General features: G+C 52.2%; 17 protein-coding genes. 7 read left to right on the top strand and 10 right to left on the bottom strand.

The window, feature by feature from the left end; genetic code table 11:
- Positions 1–20: 20 nt before the first annotated feature.
- The 5 genes from FDZ78_RS04665 to FDZ78_RS04645 form a co-directional block, all read right to left on the bottom strand.
- The gene (locus tag FDZ78_RS04665) at positions 21–230 is read right to left on the bottom strand and encodes a hypothetical protein (RefSeq protein ID WP_137426181.1); all 210 of its coding nucleotides are present in this window, start codon (positions 228–230) and stop codon (positions 21–23) included.
- A 61-nt stretch (positions 231–291) separates the two neighbouring features.
- Positions 292–1,332 (bottom strand): MBL fold metallo-hydrolase, encoded by a 1,041-nt coding sequence (locus FDZ78_RS04660; protein ID WP_136408107.1) that lies wholly within the window; start codon positions 1,330–1,332, stop codon positions 292–294.
- Between the two features lie 53 nt (positions 1,333–1,385).
- Positions 1,386–2,126 carry an SAM-dependent methyltransferase gene (locus tag FDZ78_RS04655; protein ID WP_107032844.1) on the bottom strand — a complete coding sequence of 247 codons (741 nt, stop codon included), beginning with the start codon at positions 2,124–2,126 and terminating at the stop codon, positions 1,386–1,388.
- The gene (sufB, locus tag FDZ78_RS04650) at positions 2,123–3,598 is read right to left on the bottom strand and encodes a Fe-S cluster assembly protein SufB (RefSeq protein WP_370291916.1); all 1,476 of its coding nucleotides are present in this window, start codon (positions 3,596–3,598) and stop codon (positions 2,123–2,125) included. The genes FDZ78_RS04655 and sufB overlap by 4 nt, the downstream gene beginning before the upstream one ends.
- 48 nt (positions 3,599–3,646) lie before the next feature.
- Positions 3,647–4,216 (bottom strand): CvpA family protein, encoded by a 570-nt coding sequence (locus FDZ78_RS04645; protein ID WP_107032846.1) that lies wholly within the window; start codon positions 4,214–4,216, stop codon positions 3,647–3,649.
- Between the two features lie 341 nt (positions 4,217–4,557).
- Here FDZ78_RS04645 and FDZ78_RS04640 point away from each other — a divergent pair, with 341 nt between their 5' ends.
- From FDZ78_RS04640 to FDZ78_RS04610, 7 genes are all read left to right on the top strand, one after another.
- On the top strand, positions 4,558–5,775 hold the full coding sequence (locus FDZ78_RS04640; protein ID WP_123398293.1) for an OmpA family protein: 1,218 nt from the start codon (positions 4,558–4,560) through the stop codon (positions 5,773–5,775).
- A gap of 376 nt (positions 5,776–6,151) precedes the next feature.
- On the top strand, positions 6,152–7,249 hold the full coding sequence (locus FDZ78_RS04635; protein WP_136408105.1) for an acyltransferase family protein: 1,098 nt from the start codon (positions 6,152–6,154) through the stop codon (positions 7,247–7,249).
- A 155-nt stretch (positions 7,250–7,404) separates the two neighbouring features.
- On the top strand, positions 7,405–8,421 hold the full coding sequence (tsaD, locus tag FDZ78_RS04630) for a tRNA (adenosine(37)-N6)-threonylcarbamoyltransferase complex transferase subunit TsaD (RefSeq protein ID WP_107032849.1): 1,017 nt from the start codon (positions 7,405–7,407) through the stop codon (positions 8,419–8,421).
- A gap of 50 nt (positions 8,422–8,471) precedes the next feature.
- Positions 8,472–9,731 carry a CinA family nicotinamide mononucleotide deamidase-related protein gene (locus FDZ78_RS04625; RefSeq protein WP_136408104.1) on the top strand — a complete coding sequence of 420 codons (1,260 nt, stop codon included), beginning with the start codon at positions 8,472–8,474 and terminating at the stop codon, positions 9,729–9,731.
- Positions 9,732–9,758: 27 nt separating this feature from the next.
- Entirely contained in the window at positions 9,759–10,130 is a 372-nt protein-coding gene (locus FDZ78_RS04620) for a co-chaperone YbbN (RefSeq protein WP_136408103.1), read from the top strand.
- 66 nt (positions 10,131–10,196) lie between these two features.
- Entirely contained in the window at positions 10,197–11,234 is a 1,038-nt protein-coding gene (locus FDZ78_RS04615) for a vitamin K epoxide reductase family protein (protein WP_136408102.1), read from the top strand.
- Positions 11,235–11,712: 478 nt separating this feature from the next.
- Positions 11,713–12,936 (top strand): IS4 family transposase, encoded by a 1,224-nt coding sequence (locus FDZ78_RS04610; RefSeq protein WP_068960910.1) that lies wholly within the window; start codon positions 11,713–11,715, stop codon positions 12,934–12,936.
- A 42-nt stretch (positions 12,937–12,978) separates the two neighbouring features.
- On the opposite strand, the gene FDZ78_RS04605 is transcribed toward FDZ78_RS04610, so the two are convergent.
- Genes FDZ78_RS04605 through FDZ78_RS04585 form a run of 5 tightly spaced genes read right to left on the bottom strand, consistent with a single transcriptional unit; the run spans position 12,979 to position 17,344 of the window.
- Complete coding sequence (locus FDZ78_RS04605; RefSeq protein ID WP_136408101.1) at positions 12,979–13,455, bottom strand: hypothetical protein; 477 nt, start codon at positions 13,453–13,455, stop codon at positions 12,979–12,981.
- A gap of 27 nt (positions 13,456–13,482) precedes the next feature.
- A complete protein-coding gene (locus tag FDZ78_RS04600; RefSeq protein WP_136408100.1) occupies positions 13,483–14,103 on the bottom strand; it encodes a hypothetical protein in 621 nt (206 codons plus the stop codon).
- A 27-nt stretch (positions 14,104–14,130) separates the two neighbouring features.
- Positions 14,131–14,751: a hypothetical protein gene (locus FDZ78_RS04595; protein ID WP_136408099.1), complete on the bottom strand. Its 621-nt coding sequence runs from the start codon at positions 14,749–14,751 to the stop codon at positions 14,131–14,133.
- Positions 14,748–16,880, bottom strand: coding sequence for a hypothetical protein (locus FDZ78_RS04590; RefSeq protein ID WP_136408098.1), 2,133 nt, complete (start codon positions 16,878–16,880; stop codon positions 14,748–14,750). Before FDZ78_RS04590 ends, FDZ78_RS04595 begins: the two co-directional genes overlap by 4 nt.
- The gene (locus tag FDZ78_RS04585) at positions 16,877–17,344 is read right to left on the bottom strand and encodes a hypothetical protein (RefSeq protein WP_136408097.1); all 468 of its coding nucleotides are present in this window, start codon (positions 17,342–17,344) and stop codon (positions 16,877–16,879) included. The genes FDZ78_RS04590 and FDZ78_RS04585 overlap by 4 nt, the downstream gene beginning before the upstream one ends.
- Positions 17,345–17,378: the final 34 nt, after the last annotated feature.

Raw genomic sequence — 17,378 nt, 5'->3', positions numbered from 1 at the left:
ATGTAGTTTTTGGATCGGGCCTAGGTGAGCAGGAGGGCGTGGAGCGCACGGGCTTGGCTACCGCGGAGCTCTTCGCGCGGAATATCTTCGAGGATGGAGAGTGCAGAATCAGGATATTGGTCCATGATGCCCTCGGCCTCCTGAATGGTATGGGTGTGAGGTGAAGAGCAGCTGTGAGACAGCAGCGAAAGCAGCATGAGCAGTATGAAGTGGAAAAGATGTCTGTGCATGTGGAAGAGAGTGGCGGGCTATGTGTCTGTAGAGTGGAGCTGCGTCTCTGTGCCGGTTGGGTCAGACGCCGAGGGTGTAGAGAGGCGAGGTGTCGAAGCGGGGGAGGGCCACGAGGTGGACGCGGGGTTCGTCAGTGGGGATGGCTGTGTCCTTGAGGTCGATCATGCCGTTGCCGATACGGGTCACTCCGATGCCGGCGAGAGCCGACGAGACGGCGCGCAGGGCGCGGTCGGGGCTGTTGTTGTCGTTGGAAAGGTGGCAGAGGAAGATGTTGCGTAGCTGCGGGGTGTAGATGCTTGCGAGAAACTCGGCGGCCACGCGGTTGTCGAGATGGCCGTTGGAGGCCTCGATGCGGGCTTTGAGATATTCGGGGTAGCGGCCTTCGCGGAGCATCCGCAGGTCATAGTTGGCCTCGATCATGATGTAGTTGGCCAGGCGCATGTAGTGGTCCACACGCTCGCTGATGCAGCCGAGGTCGGTGGCGACGGCGAAGCGGCAGTCGCCGTTGGTGATGAAGAAGCCGGCATTGTCGGCGCCATCGTGCATCACCTCGAAGGGGGTCACCTCGAAGTTGCCTATGCGGAATGGGAATTCCTTGTAGACGGGCGAGTGATAGTCTTTGATGCGGCGCGAGACGTTGTGGCGGCGGAGTATGCCGTTGAGGGTCTTTGGAGTGCAGTAGACGCGCAGGTGGCGGTAGCGCCTGAGCAGCGGGTAGACGTCGCGTATGTGGTCGCCGTGGTCATGGGTGAGGCATATTCCGGCCACACGGTCCATCGAGATGCCGTTGCGGCGCAGGCCTTCGACCACCTTGGCCACTTCCACTCCGGCGTCGATGAGGAAGCCTCCGCTGCGGTCGCCTATGTAGGAGCAGTTGCCTGAGCTTCCGCTGCCGAAGCTCATGAAGAAGATGCGGTCAGAGGCTTGGAACTCAGGGAGTTCGTCGATCGCCGGCTGTTCGCGGCGGTATTTGCGCGCGATTTCGACCATCTTCTTGTCGGGTATGATGCTGAAATCGCTCTCGGAGCCTTCGTTGAAGTCGTCAAGAGAGTCGAAAAGTCCCGGCATAGGGAGTCTGGAGGGTTTGCGCGGATTTGCCATGAGCAGCGTGTGGGGTGGATTTTATGCTTGTTTTCTTTTTTTGGGGGGATGGTTCAGGTGTAGAGGAGGAAGATGGAGGGAATTTTGTCGAAGTCATACTTACGGCGCGCCCAGGCTGAGAGCGGAAGGGTGACTATCGACTGGCGCGGGCCGGTGATGTCAGAGGCCACGCAGAGTCTCATGGACGGAGGTAGCGATGAGGCAAGCTCGGCGATGAGGCGGTTGTTGCGGTAGGGGGTCTCGATGAAAATCTGGGTCTCGCCCTCCTGACGGATGCGTCGCTCCATGTCGCGCAGGCGCAGGCTGCGGGCTTTTGACTCGTAGGGGAGATAGCCGCGGAAGGCGAAGGTCTGGCCGTTGAATCCTGAGCCCATGAGCGAGAGCAGTATGCTTGACGGGCCTACGAGGGGCACAACTTCGAGCCCTTCGGCCTGGGCTATGCCCACAAGGTCGGCTCCGGGGTCGGCCACGGCCGGACAGCCGGCTTCGGAGATGACTCCTACAGGCTCTCCGGCGCGGAGAGGGGCAAGCATGGCGCTGACTTCGGTCGGAGCCGTGTGTTCGTCAAGCACGGTAAACGAGAGCGAGTCGATGTCGATCGAGCGGTCGCAGCGTTTCAGGAAACGGCGCACGGTGCGGACGTTCTCGACCACGAAGTGTCTGATGGCTCGGATCACCGCGAGATTTCTTTCGGGAATCACGTCGCTGACCGACGCATCGCTCATGGTCGATGGAATCAGATAGAGGGCCGGGCGCAGCGGCGAGGCTGCGGCTTTGCTTTCTTCGCTTGTCATCCTACTGATCCTTCAAGGGTTATCTGGAGCAGATTCTGGGCCTCGACGGCAAACTCCATCGGGAGCTTGTTCATGACTTCCTTGGCATAGCCGTTGACAATCAGGGCTATGGCTTCTTCGGTGGGAATGCCGCGCTGGTTGCAGTAGAAGAGCTGGTCTTCGGAGATCTTGGATGTTGTGGCCTCGTGTTCCACTATGGCGCTGTCATTCAGGATGTCGATGTAGGGGAAGGTGTGGGCACCGCAGTTGCTGCCCATCAGCAGGGAGTCACACTGGGTGTAGTTGCGGCAGCCTGAGGCATCGGGAGCCACCTTGACAAGCCCGCGGTAGGAATTCTGCGAATGTCCGGCCGAGATGCCCTTCGAGACGATGGTCGATGTGGAGTTCTTGCCGATGTGGATCATCTTGGTGCCGGTGTCGGCCTGCTGATAGTTTTTGGTGACGGCCACAGAGTAGAACTCGCCGCGCGAATAGTCGCCTTTGAGCACACAGGAGGGATATTTCCATGTGATTGCCGAGCCGGTCTCCACCTGGGTCCATGAGAGTTTGGAGTGGTCACCGCGGCATAGACCACGTTTGGTTACGAAGTTGTAGATGCCTCCGCGGCCCTGGGCGTCACCGGCATACCAGTTCTGCACGGTTGAATATTTCACCTCCGCGCGGTCTTCCACAATGATCTCCACAATTGCCGCATGAAGCTGGTTTTCATCGCGCATGGGAGCCGTGCAGCCTTCGAGGTAGCTGACATAGGCATCGTCGTCGGCTACTATGAGAGTGCGCTCGAACTGGCCTGTGCCTGAGGCGTTGATGCGGAAGTAGGTTGAAAGCTCCATAGGGCAGCGCACACCCTTGGGGATGTAGACAAACGAGCCGTCGGAGAAGACTGCCGAGTTGAGGGCGGCGAAGAAGTTGTCGCGGTAGCTGACCACTGAGCCGAGATATTTCTTGACCAGATCAGGATAGTCGCGGACGGCTTCCGAGATCGAGCAGAAGATTATGCCCTTCTCGGCAAGCTTCTCGCGGTGGGTGGTCTTGACGCTGACGGAGTCCATCACGGCGTCGACGGCCATGCCCGCAAGGGCTTTCTGTTCCTGCAGGGGGATGCCGAGGCGGTTGAATGTGTCGAGAAGCTGCGGGTCGACTTCATCAAGGCTTTCGGGGCCTTTGGCCTTGGAGCGCGGCTCGGCGTAGTAGCTGATGGCCTGGTAGTTGATCGGCGGAATGTCGAGATGGGCCCAGGTAGGCATTTCGAGTGTCTGCCAGTAGCGGAAGGCTTTCAGACGGAATTCGAGGAGCCACTCAGGCTCGCCCTTTTTTGCTGAGATGAGGCGCACCACATCTTCGCTGAGACCCACGGGTATGATCTCGGTGTCGATGTCGGAGGTGAAACCGTATTTATATTCGTCGGATGTCGCGCGGTTGAGCAGCGCGTCGCTGTCCGGCTTTTGGTTCAGTTTGTCTTTGTTGTCCATATTTTCCATGACTCGGAGGGTATTGATCAGAGGCTTTTCAGCGGCCTCTTATATGGTTGTTTCGGTTGGTTGGGGAGCCTTGTCGATGCTATTGATGTGGCAGCCGTCGTCGCCCGTGACAAAGGGCGACAGCGCACCGAGCACCCAGGGGGCGAAGCGGGCCGTGAGAAGCACCACCCGGCCCCCGCACAGATGAGATTTTTCTGACAGACGGGCTGAGGGAAACACGGCTATGTAGAGGTTGAGGAGCAGGCTGACGAGCAGAAAGTATTTTGCCACGGCAAAGGCCGCGCCGGTAATGCGGTCGAGCGGACCGAGCAGAACGGCATGGCTCACCATACGCATTACTTTGGCTATCAGGATTACTCCGTAATAGGCCACCAGATAGACCAGAGCGTTGGCTATGATCGAGACGGTGGCACGGCTGACGGCTGATGCCTGCCAGTCGGGATTGCTGCCTGAGAGCATTTCGGCAACCGGCTGGCCGAGGGTGCGGCAGGCTATGATGGCGACCACGATGGCCGCCAGAGATCCTAACTGCTTGATGATTCCCTTGCGGAAGCCATACCAGGCCGAGCCGATGAATATCAGCAGCAATATGATATCGAGAACTGTCATGAGAGGGTTTGGTTGTTGGTACTTATATATTTGGATGCAAATTTAACAATTTATTTGCAAAGAGTGTTGAAATGCAGACAGGAAAACGGTGTCGGCACCCAGCTACCACCCGGCCCTCGGCGGTTTCCCGCAACCCGAAATGTTAAAAACGATTCGAAAAAGAAGGGGAGATGAACAAATAAAAATGGACTAATGTTATAAAATCAAAATCGGCAAACCGAACACTACAAACCCCTAGGGCAAGCGTGTCCGGGATGAATATTCATAGTGATCTTACTAAAAGACTATTAAAAAAAGAGAGTTTACTAAAAAATCGTGTTTCATTTTAATTTTGTGAGAGAATGAAAAAGAATTTATTAATCGTGGCAGCTTTAGGCGGCATGTTCTGGAGCGCCAGTGAGGCTAATGCACAGGAGACAATCACCGGTGTGGTGGTAGAAGAAACTCCAGTATTGGTTCAGGACGTAGAGTGCAAGGACATCTACACTCCCGGCTCATGGAAAGACAACTGGTTTATCCAGCTCGGCGCCGGTATCCGCTCGCCATTTGTGGAAAATGTCCGCTCTGACGGCAAAAGCGACGACCGCCATATTACCGCCATATATAACCTCGGTGTAGGCCGCTGGATCTCACCATACTTAGGCTTCCGCTTCTCTGCCTATTACGGCTCGATGCACTGGAATAAAGGCGTGACCGCTTCTGCCCGTGTAGCCAACCTCAACGTTGACTTCATGTGGGATATGTTCAACTCCATCGGCGGTTACCGTCCCAAACGAGTGTTCTCGATCGTGCCTTACATCGGACTCGGCGGATCTTATGTCTACCACTTCCATCCTGTGGTTGGCAACATCCAGGACCGCAAGGGCGACGGCATCAAGTCAAACCAGTGGCTTCTCCCCGTGTCGGCAGGTCTGCAGCTCCGCTTCCGTCTCAGCGAATATGTTGACTTCTTCGCAGAAGGCCGCGCGATGTTCTACGGCGACAACTTCAATAACGAAGCCTACGGACGCCCCATCGACATCGATCTCTCAGCAGTTGGCGGTTTCACCTTCCACCTCACAGGCTCGAAGTTCAAACGCTACAATCCCTGTGACTACGTTGACTACATCAACAACGCCAACGCCCAGATCAACGACCTTCGCGGTGCTCTCGCCACCACTTCTGCAGCCCTTGCAGCAGCCCAGGCCCAGCTTCCCTGCCCCGATGTCACTGTCGTAGAACCCGCACCTGCCGTGACACTCCTCCCCACCGTGCGTTTCAAGATCAACTCAGCCTACGTATCTTCAGAGGAAATGGTCAACGTCTACAACGTAGCCGAATACCTCAAGGCCAACCCCAACACCTCTATCGTGGTCCGCGGCTATGCTGACGAAGACACCGGCACATCTGAATACAACATGAAGCTTTCAGAACGCCGCGCCCAGGCTGTAGCTGACATCCTCGTAGGTGACTACGGTATTGACTCTTCTCGCCTCGTGCTTGAAGCCGCCGGCAGCAACACCCAGGTTTACGACACCAACGACTGGAACCGTATCGTGATCTTCGCCGTTCCCGAATAACGGACCATAACCTTTCAGCTGCCACTGCACATAGGAAAGATATTCCTCTCCCGCCTCGACTTTAGAAAACCGAGTTTTCTTTCAAAACAATAATTGACGTTTGCGACCCGCCTGGCCCTCCGCCGAGCGGGCCGCTTACATTTGCTGCGGGTTCTTTGACCGCTCAGGCGTGATCCGGACAGCGATGCCTCGTAGGGGCTATGTTTTCGAGTCATTTAGGAAAGTTACGATTCCATCCTTAACATGTTTTCATATCGGAAGTTTGACTGATGAAGTTCGGGATGTGGTGACAGGATGATGTATAAACATTGCAAATTTGAATTAAACATGTTATTTTTGTGTCTTATCACAGAATATAATATACGAATTTGAAATCATGAATAACTCTCCTGATAGAGCGTTGACCGAAAAAGGTGAAGGCTTGACGGGCTGTGGCGCCGGAAGTGGGCGCATTCAGTTTGTCGATACGGCAAAAGGCATCTGCATTTTATTGGTGGTCATGTATCATGCGGGACTGGTGGACAATGATACTCCTTGTTTAAGTATGCTGAGAATGCCGTTTTATTTTACATTGTCAGGTCTGTTCTTTAAAGATTATGGCGGATTCAGAACCATTCTGAAGAAAGTCAATAAGCTGTTGGTGCCGTTTGTTTTTTTCTACACTCTCAGTTATCTGTCATTCGCCGCAATCAGGGTTATGGCAGGACAGGAGGTGGAGATTCCGTTTTTCGCATTCGTCACATCGAAAGAAATGGTCAATGTGGCATTGTGGTTCCTGTTGGCTCTGTTCTGGACCAACGTCTGTTTCTTTATGATATATAAGGCAAGCACAAACCGTTGTGTGACGGCATTGCTGAGTCTTGCAGTGGGGGGCGGCGGTATGATCTGTTTTGATCATTATGGTGTCAGGCTCCCTTTGTTCATTGATTCAGGAATTGCCGTTGTGCCGTTCTATTGTCTGGGATATATGCTGAAATCGACAGATATATTGTATCCGAACCGTTATGACAGATATGCTCTTCCGGCGGCTGCGGTGCTGATCGCGGCTGCCGTTTGGTGTTTCTTTTTCGGTGACAGGCCCTATGTCAGTTTCAGGACATTATACATAGGGGAAAATTTCCTGCTTTACTATGTAGGGGCGATATCGGTGGTGATAGCTTTTATGCTGCTCTGTAAAACGGCCGGGGCTGTGGCGGGACTCAGGTATGTAGGGCGTTATTCCCTGATCGTGCTGGGCGTACATGTTGCGGTAATGTCGGTTGCCTCACGCGGACTGGAGTTTTTCGGGATGAGCCCGGATGATGCATATTACAGTCTCGCTGTATTTCTTCTGACTGCGATGCTCAGTATCGCCCTGATTCCGGTACTGAAAAGACTGTTTCCAAGGTTTACGGCTCAGAGAGACCTGATAACAGACAACATGCTTCGGAGACTCGGATCCGGCAGGTCGGAGACACGGAGTGTGGAGGGCTGACAGATGTGGCTCTGCTGCGCTGTGACGGCGCTCTGGGATGAAGTTGGCAATCTTGGGCTGATTGATGTGGTCAAACCCAAGATATTTTGCTAATTTTGCAGGGTAAACGGGGAGCCGGGGCGTGAGAGCCGGCCGGTTCCGGAATCAATCAGAATATGAGTGTTATCATTTTAGGTATAGAGTCGTCGTGCGATGATACGTCGGCGGCTGTCATCCGCGACGGGGTGCTGCTGAGCAATGTGATTGCCTCGCAGCAGGTCCATGCTGAGTTCGGAGGTGTGGTGCCGGAACTGGCGTCGCGCGCGCATCAGCAGAATATCGTGCCGGTGGTCGACACGGCGCTCAAACGAGCCGGTGTGGCCAGGGAAGAGCTCAGCGCCATCGGTTTTACACGCGGTCCGGGCCTGCTCGGCTCGCTGCTGGTGGGTACGAGTTTTGCCAAGGGCATGTCGCTCGGCCTGCGCATCCCTATCGTCGATGTCAATCATCTTCATGGCCATGTGCTGTCACATTTCATCCGCCGTAATGAGGATGACCGTGTGCCTGAATATCCTTTCATCTGCCTGCTGGTGTCAGGCGGTAACAGCCAGATAATACTTGTCAGGAACTATAATGACATGGAGATCCTCGGCCAGACCATCGATGATGCCGCCGGCGAGGCTTTCGACAAGTGTGCCAAGGTGATGGGGCTGCCTTATCCGGGCGGTCCGCATATCGACCGCCTGGCCGCCGAGGGCGATCCGAAGCGTTTCCGCTTTGCCAAGCCCCACATTCCGGGTCTGGACTATAGTTTCAGCGGGCTGAAAACGTCGTTTCTCTATACTCTCAGAGACGAGATCAGGAAGAACCCCGATTTCATAGAGCAGAACAAGGCCGATCTTGCGGCTTCGCTGCAGCGTACAATCATCGAGATACTTATGGACAAGCTTGACAAGGCTGTCAGACAGACCGGCGTCACTACGGTGGCTATCGGCGGCGGTGTGTCGGCCAACTCCGGTGTGCGCGATGCCGTGGCTGACTACTGCAGCCGCCGCGGCCTGACTGCGTTTATCCCTGAGAGGGTGTTTACAACCGACAATGCCGCTATGGTGGCTATAGCTGCCTATTACAAATATCTCGACCGGCAGTTCTGCCGCTACGATGAGGTGCCTTATGCCCGCGTGAAAGTATAAGAGCTTGTTTTTTAACGACCTCTAAGTTCAGGTTTAATTTCTATAAGCTAATGAAAGTATCAGTAATAGTGATCGGCGACGAGATTCTGCTCGGCCAGGTCACAGACACAAATTCAGGTGACATTGCCCGCCATATAGCTCCCTATGGATGGGAGGTGGGCGATGTGCAGGCTGTGGGCGATGAGGCTGACGAGATCCGTCTGGCCATCGACCGTGCGTTTGAACAGAGCGATGTGGTGCTTACCACCGGTGGCCTCGGCCCGACCAAGGATGACATTACCAAAGGGGTGATGCGGGACTATTTCGGAGGTGAGTTGCGTGAGGACCCGGCTGTGCTTGCCAATGTGAAGGACGTGGTGAGCCGCCGAGGGTTTAGGATCAATAACCTGACGGCTGCGCAGGCCATAGTGCCGACTTCGTGCAGGGTTATCCAGAACCGTGTGGGCACGGCGCCGATAATGTGGTTTGAGAAGGGCGGGAAGGTGCTTGTGGCTATGCCCGGAGTGCCTTTCGAGACCCGCGAGATGTTTACATCTGAGGTGTTTCCGCAGTTGCGCGAGAAGTTCAAGTCCGATGTTGACATAGAACATGCCGTGCTGATGGTCACGGACTATACCGAGAGCGCTCTGGCCGAGAAGATTGCTCCCTGGGAAGAGGCTCTGCCTGAGTATCTTCACCTTGCCTATCTGCCTAAGCCCGGCCTGATACGCCTGCGCATCGACGGTGCCCATCGCGATCGTGATTTCATAGCGTCGGAGGTGAAGCGTGCGGCCGGCGAGCTTGCCGCCATGCTCGGTGATGCGGTGATCGCGACCGAAGATCTGACTCCGGCTCAGATTCTGCTGCAGCGCTGCCGGGAACTGGGGCTGACTTTGGCTACTGCCGAGAGCTGCACAGGCGGAAACATCGCGCATGAGCTCACACTGATCCCAGGCTCGTCAGATGTGTTTGCCGGTTCGGTGGTGAGCTATAGCAACGATGTGAAGATGGGGCTGCTCGGCGTGGAACGGGTGACTCTTGAAGCCAACGGAGCTGTGAGTCTGCCGGTGGTCCGCGAGATGGCCGAGGGTGCGCTGAGGGCTGTCGGTGCTCATGTGGCTGTGGCCACGAGCGGTATAGCCGGCCCAGGAGGGGGTAGCGAGGAGAAGCCCGTGGGCACTGTGTGTATGGCTGCCGCGGTCACTGCTCCTGACGGCATGACGGTCTGCGAGGCCGAGACCCATCACTTCCCCGGCAACCGCCAGAGAGTGATAGAAGCATCGACCACACGTGTGCTCATAAAGGCCATAAAACTGCTGCGCGCTATGTAGGGGCTGCGAACCATCGGCTTTTCAAAGATGTTTTACAGACAGACGGCCTCCGCCCGGAGATCCGTCTGTCTGCATTTTTATCAACCTTTAAAATTATCGAATATTATGACTTACGATCAGGAAATCCGCAGCTCGAAAGTGGTATTGATGGAGTTTTACGCATCATGGTGTCCTCACTGCCAGAGGATGATGCCTGTTGTGGCCCAGGTCAAGGAACTGCTTGACGGAAGGTCTAATGTGTGTCAGCTTGACATTGACAATAACAAGGAGGCTGCTGATGCGGCTGACGTCAGATCGATTCCTTCGTTTCTGATCTATGTGGACGGCGAGGAGGCCTGGCGGCATACCGGCGAGATTGACGGCGAGGTTCTGCTGAGCAAAATCGAGTCGTTTCTTTAGGCCGGACTGACTAATTTTTTTCGACTGTCAAATTGAGTTGCTTAACGAGAATAGAACTGCATTACTATGGCTGCTACCGCTACACTGATGAGCGATTTTCTGAAAGAATTGGGCGTGAGACACACGGCCGCTTATACTGACCGGCGTTTCAGCGAGATGCCTTTCAAGTCGCTTTTCGGGCTGTCGAAACTGCTCCAGGAGTATGGCGTTGACAATGAAGCGCTGCGCCTTGCCGAGAAGAGCGAGATCGGTAAGCTGCCGGTGCCGTTTCTTGCCGGAACAGACGGCGGTTTTGTGATTGTCACATCTGTCGGTGCTGACCGCATAGGCTATCTGACCCAGGGCGTGGCCGAGGCCATGCCGCCGGATGAATTCAAGAAAGCCTGGAGCGGAGTGGTGCTGCTGGCCTATCCCGATGAGAAGTCGGTTGAGCCGGGCTATGCCGCACACGCGCGTGACCTGTTCATCGGTGAGGCTAAGAAGTGGGTGCTGGCCGCAGGCGCTATTCTGTTGTTTCTCTATCTGTTTGTGTCGAACCGTATTTATGCCGCATGGTCTACGGTGGGGCTGACGCTGATTGATCTTGCCGGACTGTGGCTGACTTACATGCTTGTGCAGAAATCGCTGAAGATCAAGAACCGTGCGGCCGACCGCGTCTGCGGGGTGTTGCAGGAAGGGGGCTGCGACAGTGTGCTTGAAACCAAGGCTTCGAAGTTTTTCGGGATCTTCGGCTGGAGCGAGGTGGGCTTTTCATATTTTTCGGTGAGCCTGCTCACGCTGCTGATCTTTCCGCAGTGGATCTGCTATCTTGCTCTCTGCAATGCCTGCTGCCTGCCGTTTACGTTCTGGAGCATATGGTATCAGAAGTTCCGGGCCAAGGCGTGGTGTACGCTCTGCGTGAGTGTTCAGGCCTCGTTGTGGCTGCTGTTTTTCTGCTACCTTGGCGGCGGATGGTTCAGGGGAGTTTTTCCGCTAAGGATCGAGTTTTTTGTGCTCGGCCTGACTTATCTGACCGTTCTGTTGGGACTCAACCGGATACTTCCGCTGATTGACCGGCAGGAGAATGCCGGCAGCGCCAGCGGCGGGGCCGATCATACGTTATAAAATATCATGCACTATGAAAAGGATACAGCGTCCGCATCTGACCAATGCTGTCAGGCTCTCCGCCAGCGAGATGAACAGCCTGCACTTCTCGCCGAAACACACCGTCCTCACCCCCGCCTTGCTCGAAAAAATGGCGGGAGGGAGGACGGATGCTGATAAGGGGGCATAGAGTTTTGCGTAATAGCTAAACTATAATGACATTATCTGTAAATTGTGTCATCTGATTCGACCAGATGCGTTCCGGTATAAAAAAGAAACATTGTGCCGGCGCCGTTTGCTGTGTCATAGCAGATAACGAAATCACCTGAGACTTTATAGCGATAGATCCTTGACGATTCCTCGTCATAAAATCTGACATTATCTTTTATTACTGTCCGCTAAACTTTTTTTGAGCGATTGAAAAATTAGGGCTGACACCTATTGCAGGAGTCAGCCCTAAATGGTTATTTTGGTGTCGCCAAACAATCCATGAATAACCATGAGTAAAAGTAGTAATTTCTTCGGACAGCCGATATATGGACAGCTGATAAAATCACTCAATCGTGAAAAAATTGTTGAATTCAGCCGAAAACACGGCGGAGAGAAGTATGTAAAGAGCTTTGACGGCTATACGCATCTGCTTACGATGCTCTATGCCGTGATCCAGCGCTTCGACTCATTGCGTGAGATAGAGACATCTATGACAGCGGAGGTTCGCAAACTGCACCATGTCGGAATTGATACTGTACCAAAGCGCAGCACCCTGTCGGATGCAAATGCCCGACGGTCAGAGAAGTTCTTTGAGGATGTCTATCGCGACCTGTATGCAGCCAACAAAGACATTCTTTCATCGGACAGCAGACGCAACGGCACGGAAGAGTGGATAAAGCAGCTTAGGATTATCGATTCCACTACAATCACATTGTTCTCCAACGCTATTTTCAAGGGCGTTGGTCGACACCCCAAGACGGGAAAGAAGAAAGGCGGCATAAAGGTACACTCTGTCATACACGCCAACGAGGGGGTTCCCTGCGATGTGCAGTTCACTTCGGCGGCCACCAATGACTCTTTCATGCTTGCTCCGAGCCATTACAGCCACAACGAGATAGTCGCTCTTGACCGCGCCTATATCAATTATGCCAAATTTGAGGAACTGACGGACCGTGGCGTTGTATATGTCACCAAAATGAAGAAAAACCTCAGTTATGAGGTACTTGTAGACTGTATGCATCAGAATCCGCAGGGACTGATGGAATACCGTGAACAGGTCGTGGTGTTCCGTAAAGACGGTATAAACCACATCGCCAGAATAATTACATACGTTGACATCAAGAAGAACGGGAAGCCAAAACTCATATCGCTTCTGACCAACGACTTCGACATGCCGCCAGAGACAATCGTGGCGATATACCGCCGCCGATGGCAGATAGAGTCTCTTTTCAAGCAGATCAAACAGAACTTCCCCTTGAGATACTTCTATGGCGAGAGCGCCAACGCCATCAAAATCCAGATATGGGTTACACTCATCGCAAATCTGCTGCTGTCAGTACTTCAAAGCAAACTCGAAAGACGTTGGAGCTTCTCAGGGCTTGCTACAATCGTCAGAATTGTGCTGATGTATTACCTGAATCTCGAAAAGTTCCTCAATCAGCCCGATGCAGACCTGAAAATCATGCTCGCCGAAGCATCGGAATCGCCTCCCGAAGTTCCTGAAAACTGCTGAGGGGGCTTGTCAAATACAAAAAGTAAGCCCAACTTCTGCCGTTCAGGAAGTTGGACTCGCCTTTTTATGGTTTAGCGGACAGTAATAATTATCTTTCGAAAAACTGAGATGGTAACCTCCGCCTGACCAGGTTTTGCTCATGAGGATTTCTTGGGTAAGGTTGCCGGTTTTTTTAGCATATTCAGCTACCGGGACATTCAGAATCTGGCTTCTTCCGAGCAGAACATCATCAACGGTTGCCGAGATGTAGAAAGGCAGTTTTGACCAGTCGGCATTTTCGAAAGTAGAGGCATTGCCGATGGTCAGAGAGAGCACGCCGAAATCATCGGAAGTGGCCGATTTGGTCTCGGAGCATATTAAGGACCCTGAGGAGTCGGTTATTTCGACTGTTACACTGACGGTCTCGTCGGCTCTCGGCTGTCCGGTTGCAGCGTCGAGGAGTGATACCTGATAACCTATCTGGGCGTTGAGACTAAGTGTCAGGAATAATGCGGATATAAATGTAGTTAAGCGTATCATTATTATTGAATTGTATTTGAATGCCTTTTATTGTGCGATGATTTGAATATCATCGGCAATCCCTATTATTTGTCCTTTAGACTTGTTGTATGCAAAAATTCCGAAAGAGGTTATGATTGTATAACCCGAAATTATATAAGGTGAAGACTTGCTGAATCCACCACCGTCAGGATCTGTCCATGTCACTGATATCTTGGCTGTGCTTGAAGAGAACGAAATTTTACCGATACACTCGGTATCAGTGTCTGTGAAGGACCAACTTTTGCTTATAAGAGTTCTCTTGTCAAGGCTATCTGCACGCTTTGCATATTCGGCTACCGGCACATTCAGAATCTGGCTTCTTCCGAGCAGAACATCATCGACGGTTGCCGAGATGTAGAAAGGCAGTTTTGACCAGTCGGCATTTTCGAAAGTAGAGGCATTGCCGATGGTCAGAGAGAGCACGCCGAAATCATCGGAAGTGGCCGATTTGGTCTCGGAGCATATTAAGGACCCTGAGGAGTCGGTTATTTCGACTGTTACACTGACGGTCTCGTCGGCTCTCGGCTGTCCGGTTGCAGCGTCGAGGAGTGATACCTGATAACCTATCTGGGCGTTGAGACTAAGTGTCAGGAATAATGCGGATATAAATGTAGTTAAGCGTATCATTATTATTGAATTGTATTTGAATGCCTTTTATTGTGCGATGATTTGAATATCATCGGCAATCCCTATTATTTGTCCTTTAGACTTGTTGTATGCAAAAATTCCGAAAGAGGTTATGATTGTATAACCCGAAATTATATAAGGTGAAGACTTGCTGAATCCACCACCGTCAGGATCTGTCCATGTCACTGATATCTTGGCTGTGCTTGAAGAGAACGAAATTTTACCGATACACTCGGTATCAGTGTCTGTGAAGGACCAACTTTTGCTTATAAGAGTTCTCTTGTCAAGGCTATCTGCACGCTTTGCATATTCGGCTACCGGCACATTCAGAATCTGGCTTCTTCCGAGCAGAACATCATCGACGGTTGCCGAGATGTAGAAAGGCAGTTTTGACCAGTCGGCATTTTCGAAAGTAGAGGCATTGCCGATGGTCAGAGAGAGCACGCCGAAATCATCGGAAGTGGCCGATTTGGTCTCGGAGCATATTAACGAACCTGAAGAGTCGGTTATTTCGACTTTTACACTGACAGTTTCGTCGGCTCTCGGCTGTCCGGTTGCAGCATCAAGGAGAGATACCTGATAACCTATCTGGGCGTTGAGGCCGAGGGTCATGAAGAGAAATAATATTGTGAAGAACTGTTTTTTCATTGTTTCTTAAATGTGGTGTTTGATTTCTGATTTTTGAATCGGCCGATCATGACAGATGCGTCAATGTCAATCACTACCATGCGGGTGATGTTTTCTTCTGAGATCTGCATACGGATTTCTCCGGTCGAGGAAATTGTATATGTGAAGTCTGCTGTCAGGCCATCATAGGAGACAGCGCCTTTTTCATCGTCAAGGAAGGTGATAGTGATTTCTTTCGAGAGATCGGTAGATTTCCATGAGCCTTTAAGCAGGTTCCGGTTCGGGAGAGAGGCTGTGGGCGGGAGCTGTGGGATAAAAGCTTTGTTGATCCTACGGACATTCGGAGTTCCGCACCATTCGAATACTCGCTCGTCGGCTTTGTAAGATCCTACCGCAGGAAAACTTGACCGGACTGTCACACCTGATTTGACGGAGTTGAAAATGAACGGGCTGAGACGGGCTCCCTCGTTGAGGGCGATCGGTGCTGAGGCGAGAGTATGGTTGCCATAGCGGAAAACGGGTCTTACCTGCCATTGAGTCGGATCGATTTTTCCCTCTGTTCCAAAGTCAAGATCTGCGGAGATGCCCTGCTGTTCGAAACTGAAGGCTTCGATGTCAGTAGTGAAGATGCTGTCGACAACCTCATTTGTGACTGTGTTGACTAACTCGAAGCCGGTTTCGAGAGGATAGGGGATGGGGATTTCGGAAATGGCGGCGGCGGTGCAGACTTTCTGCGCTTCTTTGAATGGTTCCGGTTGTTTTTTTGCCGGGACGGCCTTGCCGTCAGTAAAAGAGGGGAAAAGACTCAGTTGGGCGAGCTGGAATTTGAGAGAGAAGGGTTCGCCGATTATGTGTTCGTCTTTTTCTGTTTCAAAAATCGACTTGGTGTACCAATAAGGGGCGATGTCTAATTTCAGGCTTAAGTCAAGATTTCCGTTGACCGCAGGTTTTGTATGGTCAGAGGCCATATCGGCAATAGCTCCGACACTGATGTTTCCGGCAAGTTCAGCCCCACCGCGCAGGCGGACTCCGGCACCGAGATGCTCGATAAATGTGTTGAGACTCAGTTTGGTGTAAAAACCGCCGAAGAGGCTTCCGTCAAGAACAATGGCAAACTTTGCTTCGTCAGCTGTCGGGTCAGCTTCCGCCGGATTGTCAGCTTGTGAGGGTTGAGAGAATGTGTTGACTCCATTGCGCCGAGTCCATTCGGTGTGGTAGCTTGTGGTACGGGTCATCGAATAATCGATTTTAGCTGATGCCTCCGCTTCCCAAAATGCTCCGATCTCGATAATTGGCTGGATTGTTCCTAATGCGAGCGGTGGGAGATAAAATTTATGTGCTCCATATTCCTTGCCTGCCTCTTTGGGTTCTTCAAGATTGAAATTGAATGTCATGCCCATCTCGTTGGTGATCGCGATATTGGCATGGTAATAGCCGGAGAGCACATTGGCTACAACGTTTGTGAAAGTTAGCTCGCAGTTGAGCAGGAGGCTGAATTCTGACTGTTCGGCGAATTTCAGTGCATTATCCCACGGATAGCCATCGGCAGATCCTGCACGGGAGGCTCTCTTTACGGTAGCCGGTACGGAACCGACCTCTCCGGAGAAGAAGAATTCGTCGAAAACTTCGGAGGCGGGAACGTCAGAGATATTTACGTTTACCGATGAATCATTGTTGCGGGTAACGGCATCGACTTTTGCGCAGAGTCCCCAGGGGAATAGTTCGTGGAAGCCGATATAGTAGACATATTGTCCGGCGGAGGGTATGCGGTTGACTGGGGTGCCGGCTTTAAAGCTGATTACACCATCTGTGCTGTCTGTTATGTATGGAATATCGGCTTCTGTTATTTCATGAACGCCTGTTTTGGGTACAATTTTGTTGCGGTTGCCAAATGCTACTGAGTCGATGTCGGCGAGCATGATTTTGAAAACAGAGCCGTCTTTACGGATGAAATCTTGTGAAATGAAATCAGGGTGATCAATGCTGTCGGTGTCGACTGTTGAAAGATTGACTGACTGCAGTTCTTCTGCGTATATCAGAGTGACATCACCGGTTTTGCTGAAAACAAGCACCTGTGTATCTGTTTCATCGGCAGCAAGGCTGGTGGAGATGCTGAATAGCATCAGGGTCAGGAGTAATAACTGTTTCATGGTTTCCTCATTTTAAAGGTGCGATTACCGGCCTTGATGATGTAGATCTGAGGTGATAATGAAGAAAGGCTTATTTTCAGGTTACCGTTGCCGAGAGTGATGACTTCGCATTCATAGCGGATGCCGTCTGTGCCGTAGACTGAAATTTCTTCGGTTTTAATGGGTGAGCAGATGATGATATCGCCGTTTTCATCAACAGAGATTTCTTTTCCATCGGTTCCGATCAGGCCGATTGACGATGTGTCACCTATGGTATACTTGCTGATTTCGCTGAAGTTGAAAATCCGGTTGTTGACATTGATCTGGTTGTTGCTGTCAAACGTTATTTGCGGATTGTCAGAAAAGGGGATGACTATGCTTGAGCCATTTTTGAACCATAGGACAACGCAGTCAGAGGCCGAAGCGGTCAGACTTGCTGAAATGGCCATAGCAAATATTGGCCATTTGAAAATTTTAAAATTCATGTTAAATAAAGGACTTATAGCTGATTGGTGATTA

Origin of the sequence: Duncaniella sp. B8 (assembly GCF_005304985.1) — a bacterium.
Taxonomy (GTDB): Bacteria; Bacteroidota; Bacteroidia; order Bacteroidales; family Muribaculaceae; genus Duncaniella; species Duncaniella muris.
The sequence above is the reverse complement of the archived record's forward strand: the minus strand, read 5'-3'. Positions and strand labels throughout refer to the sequence as shown.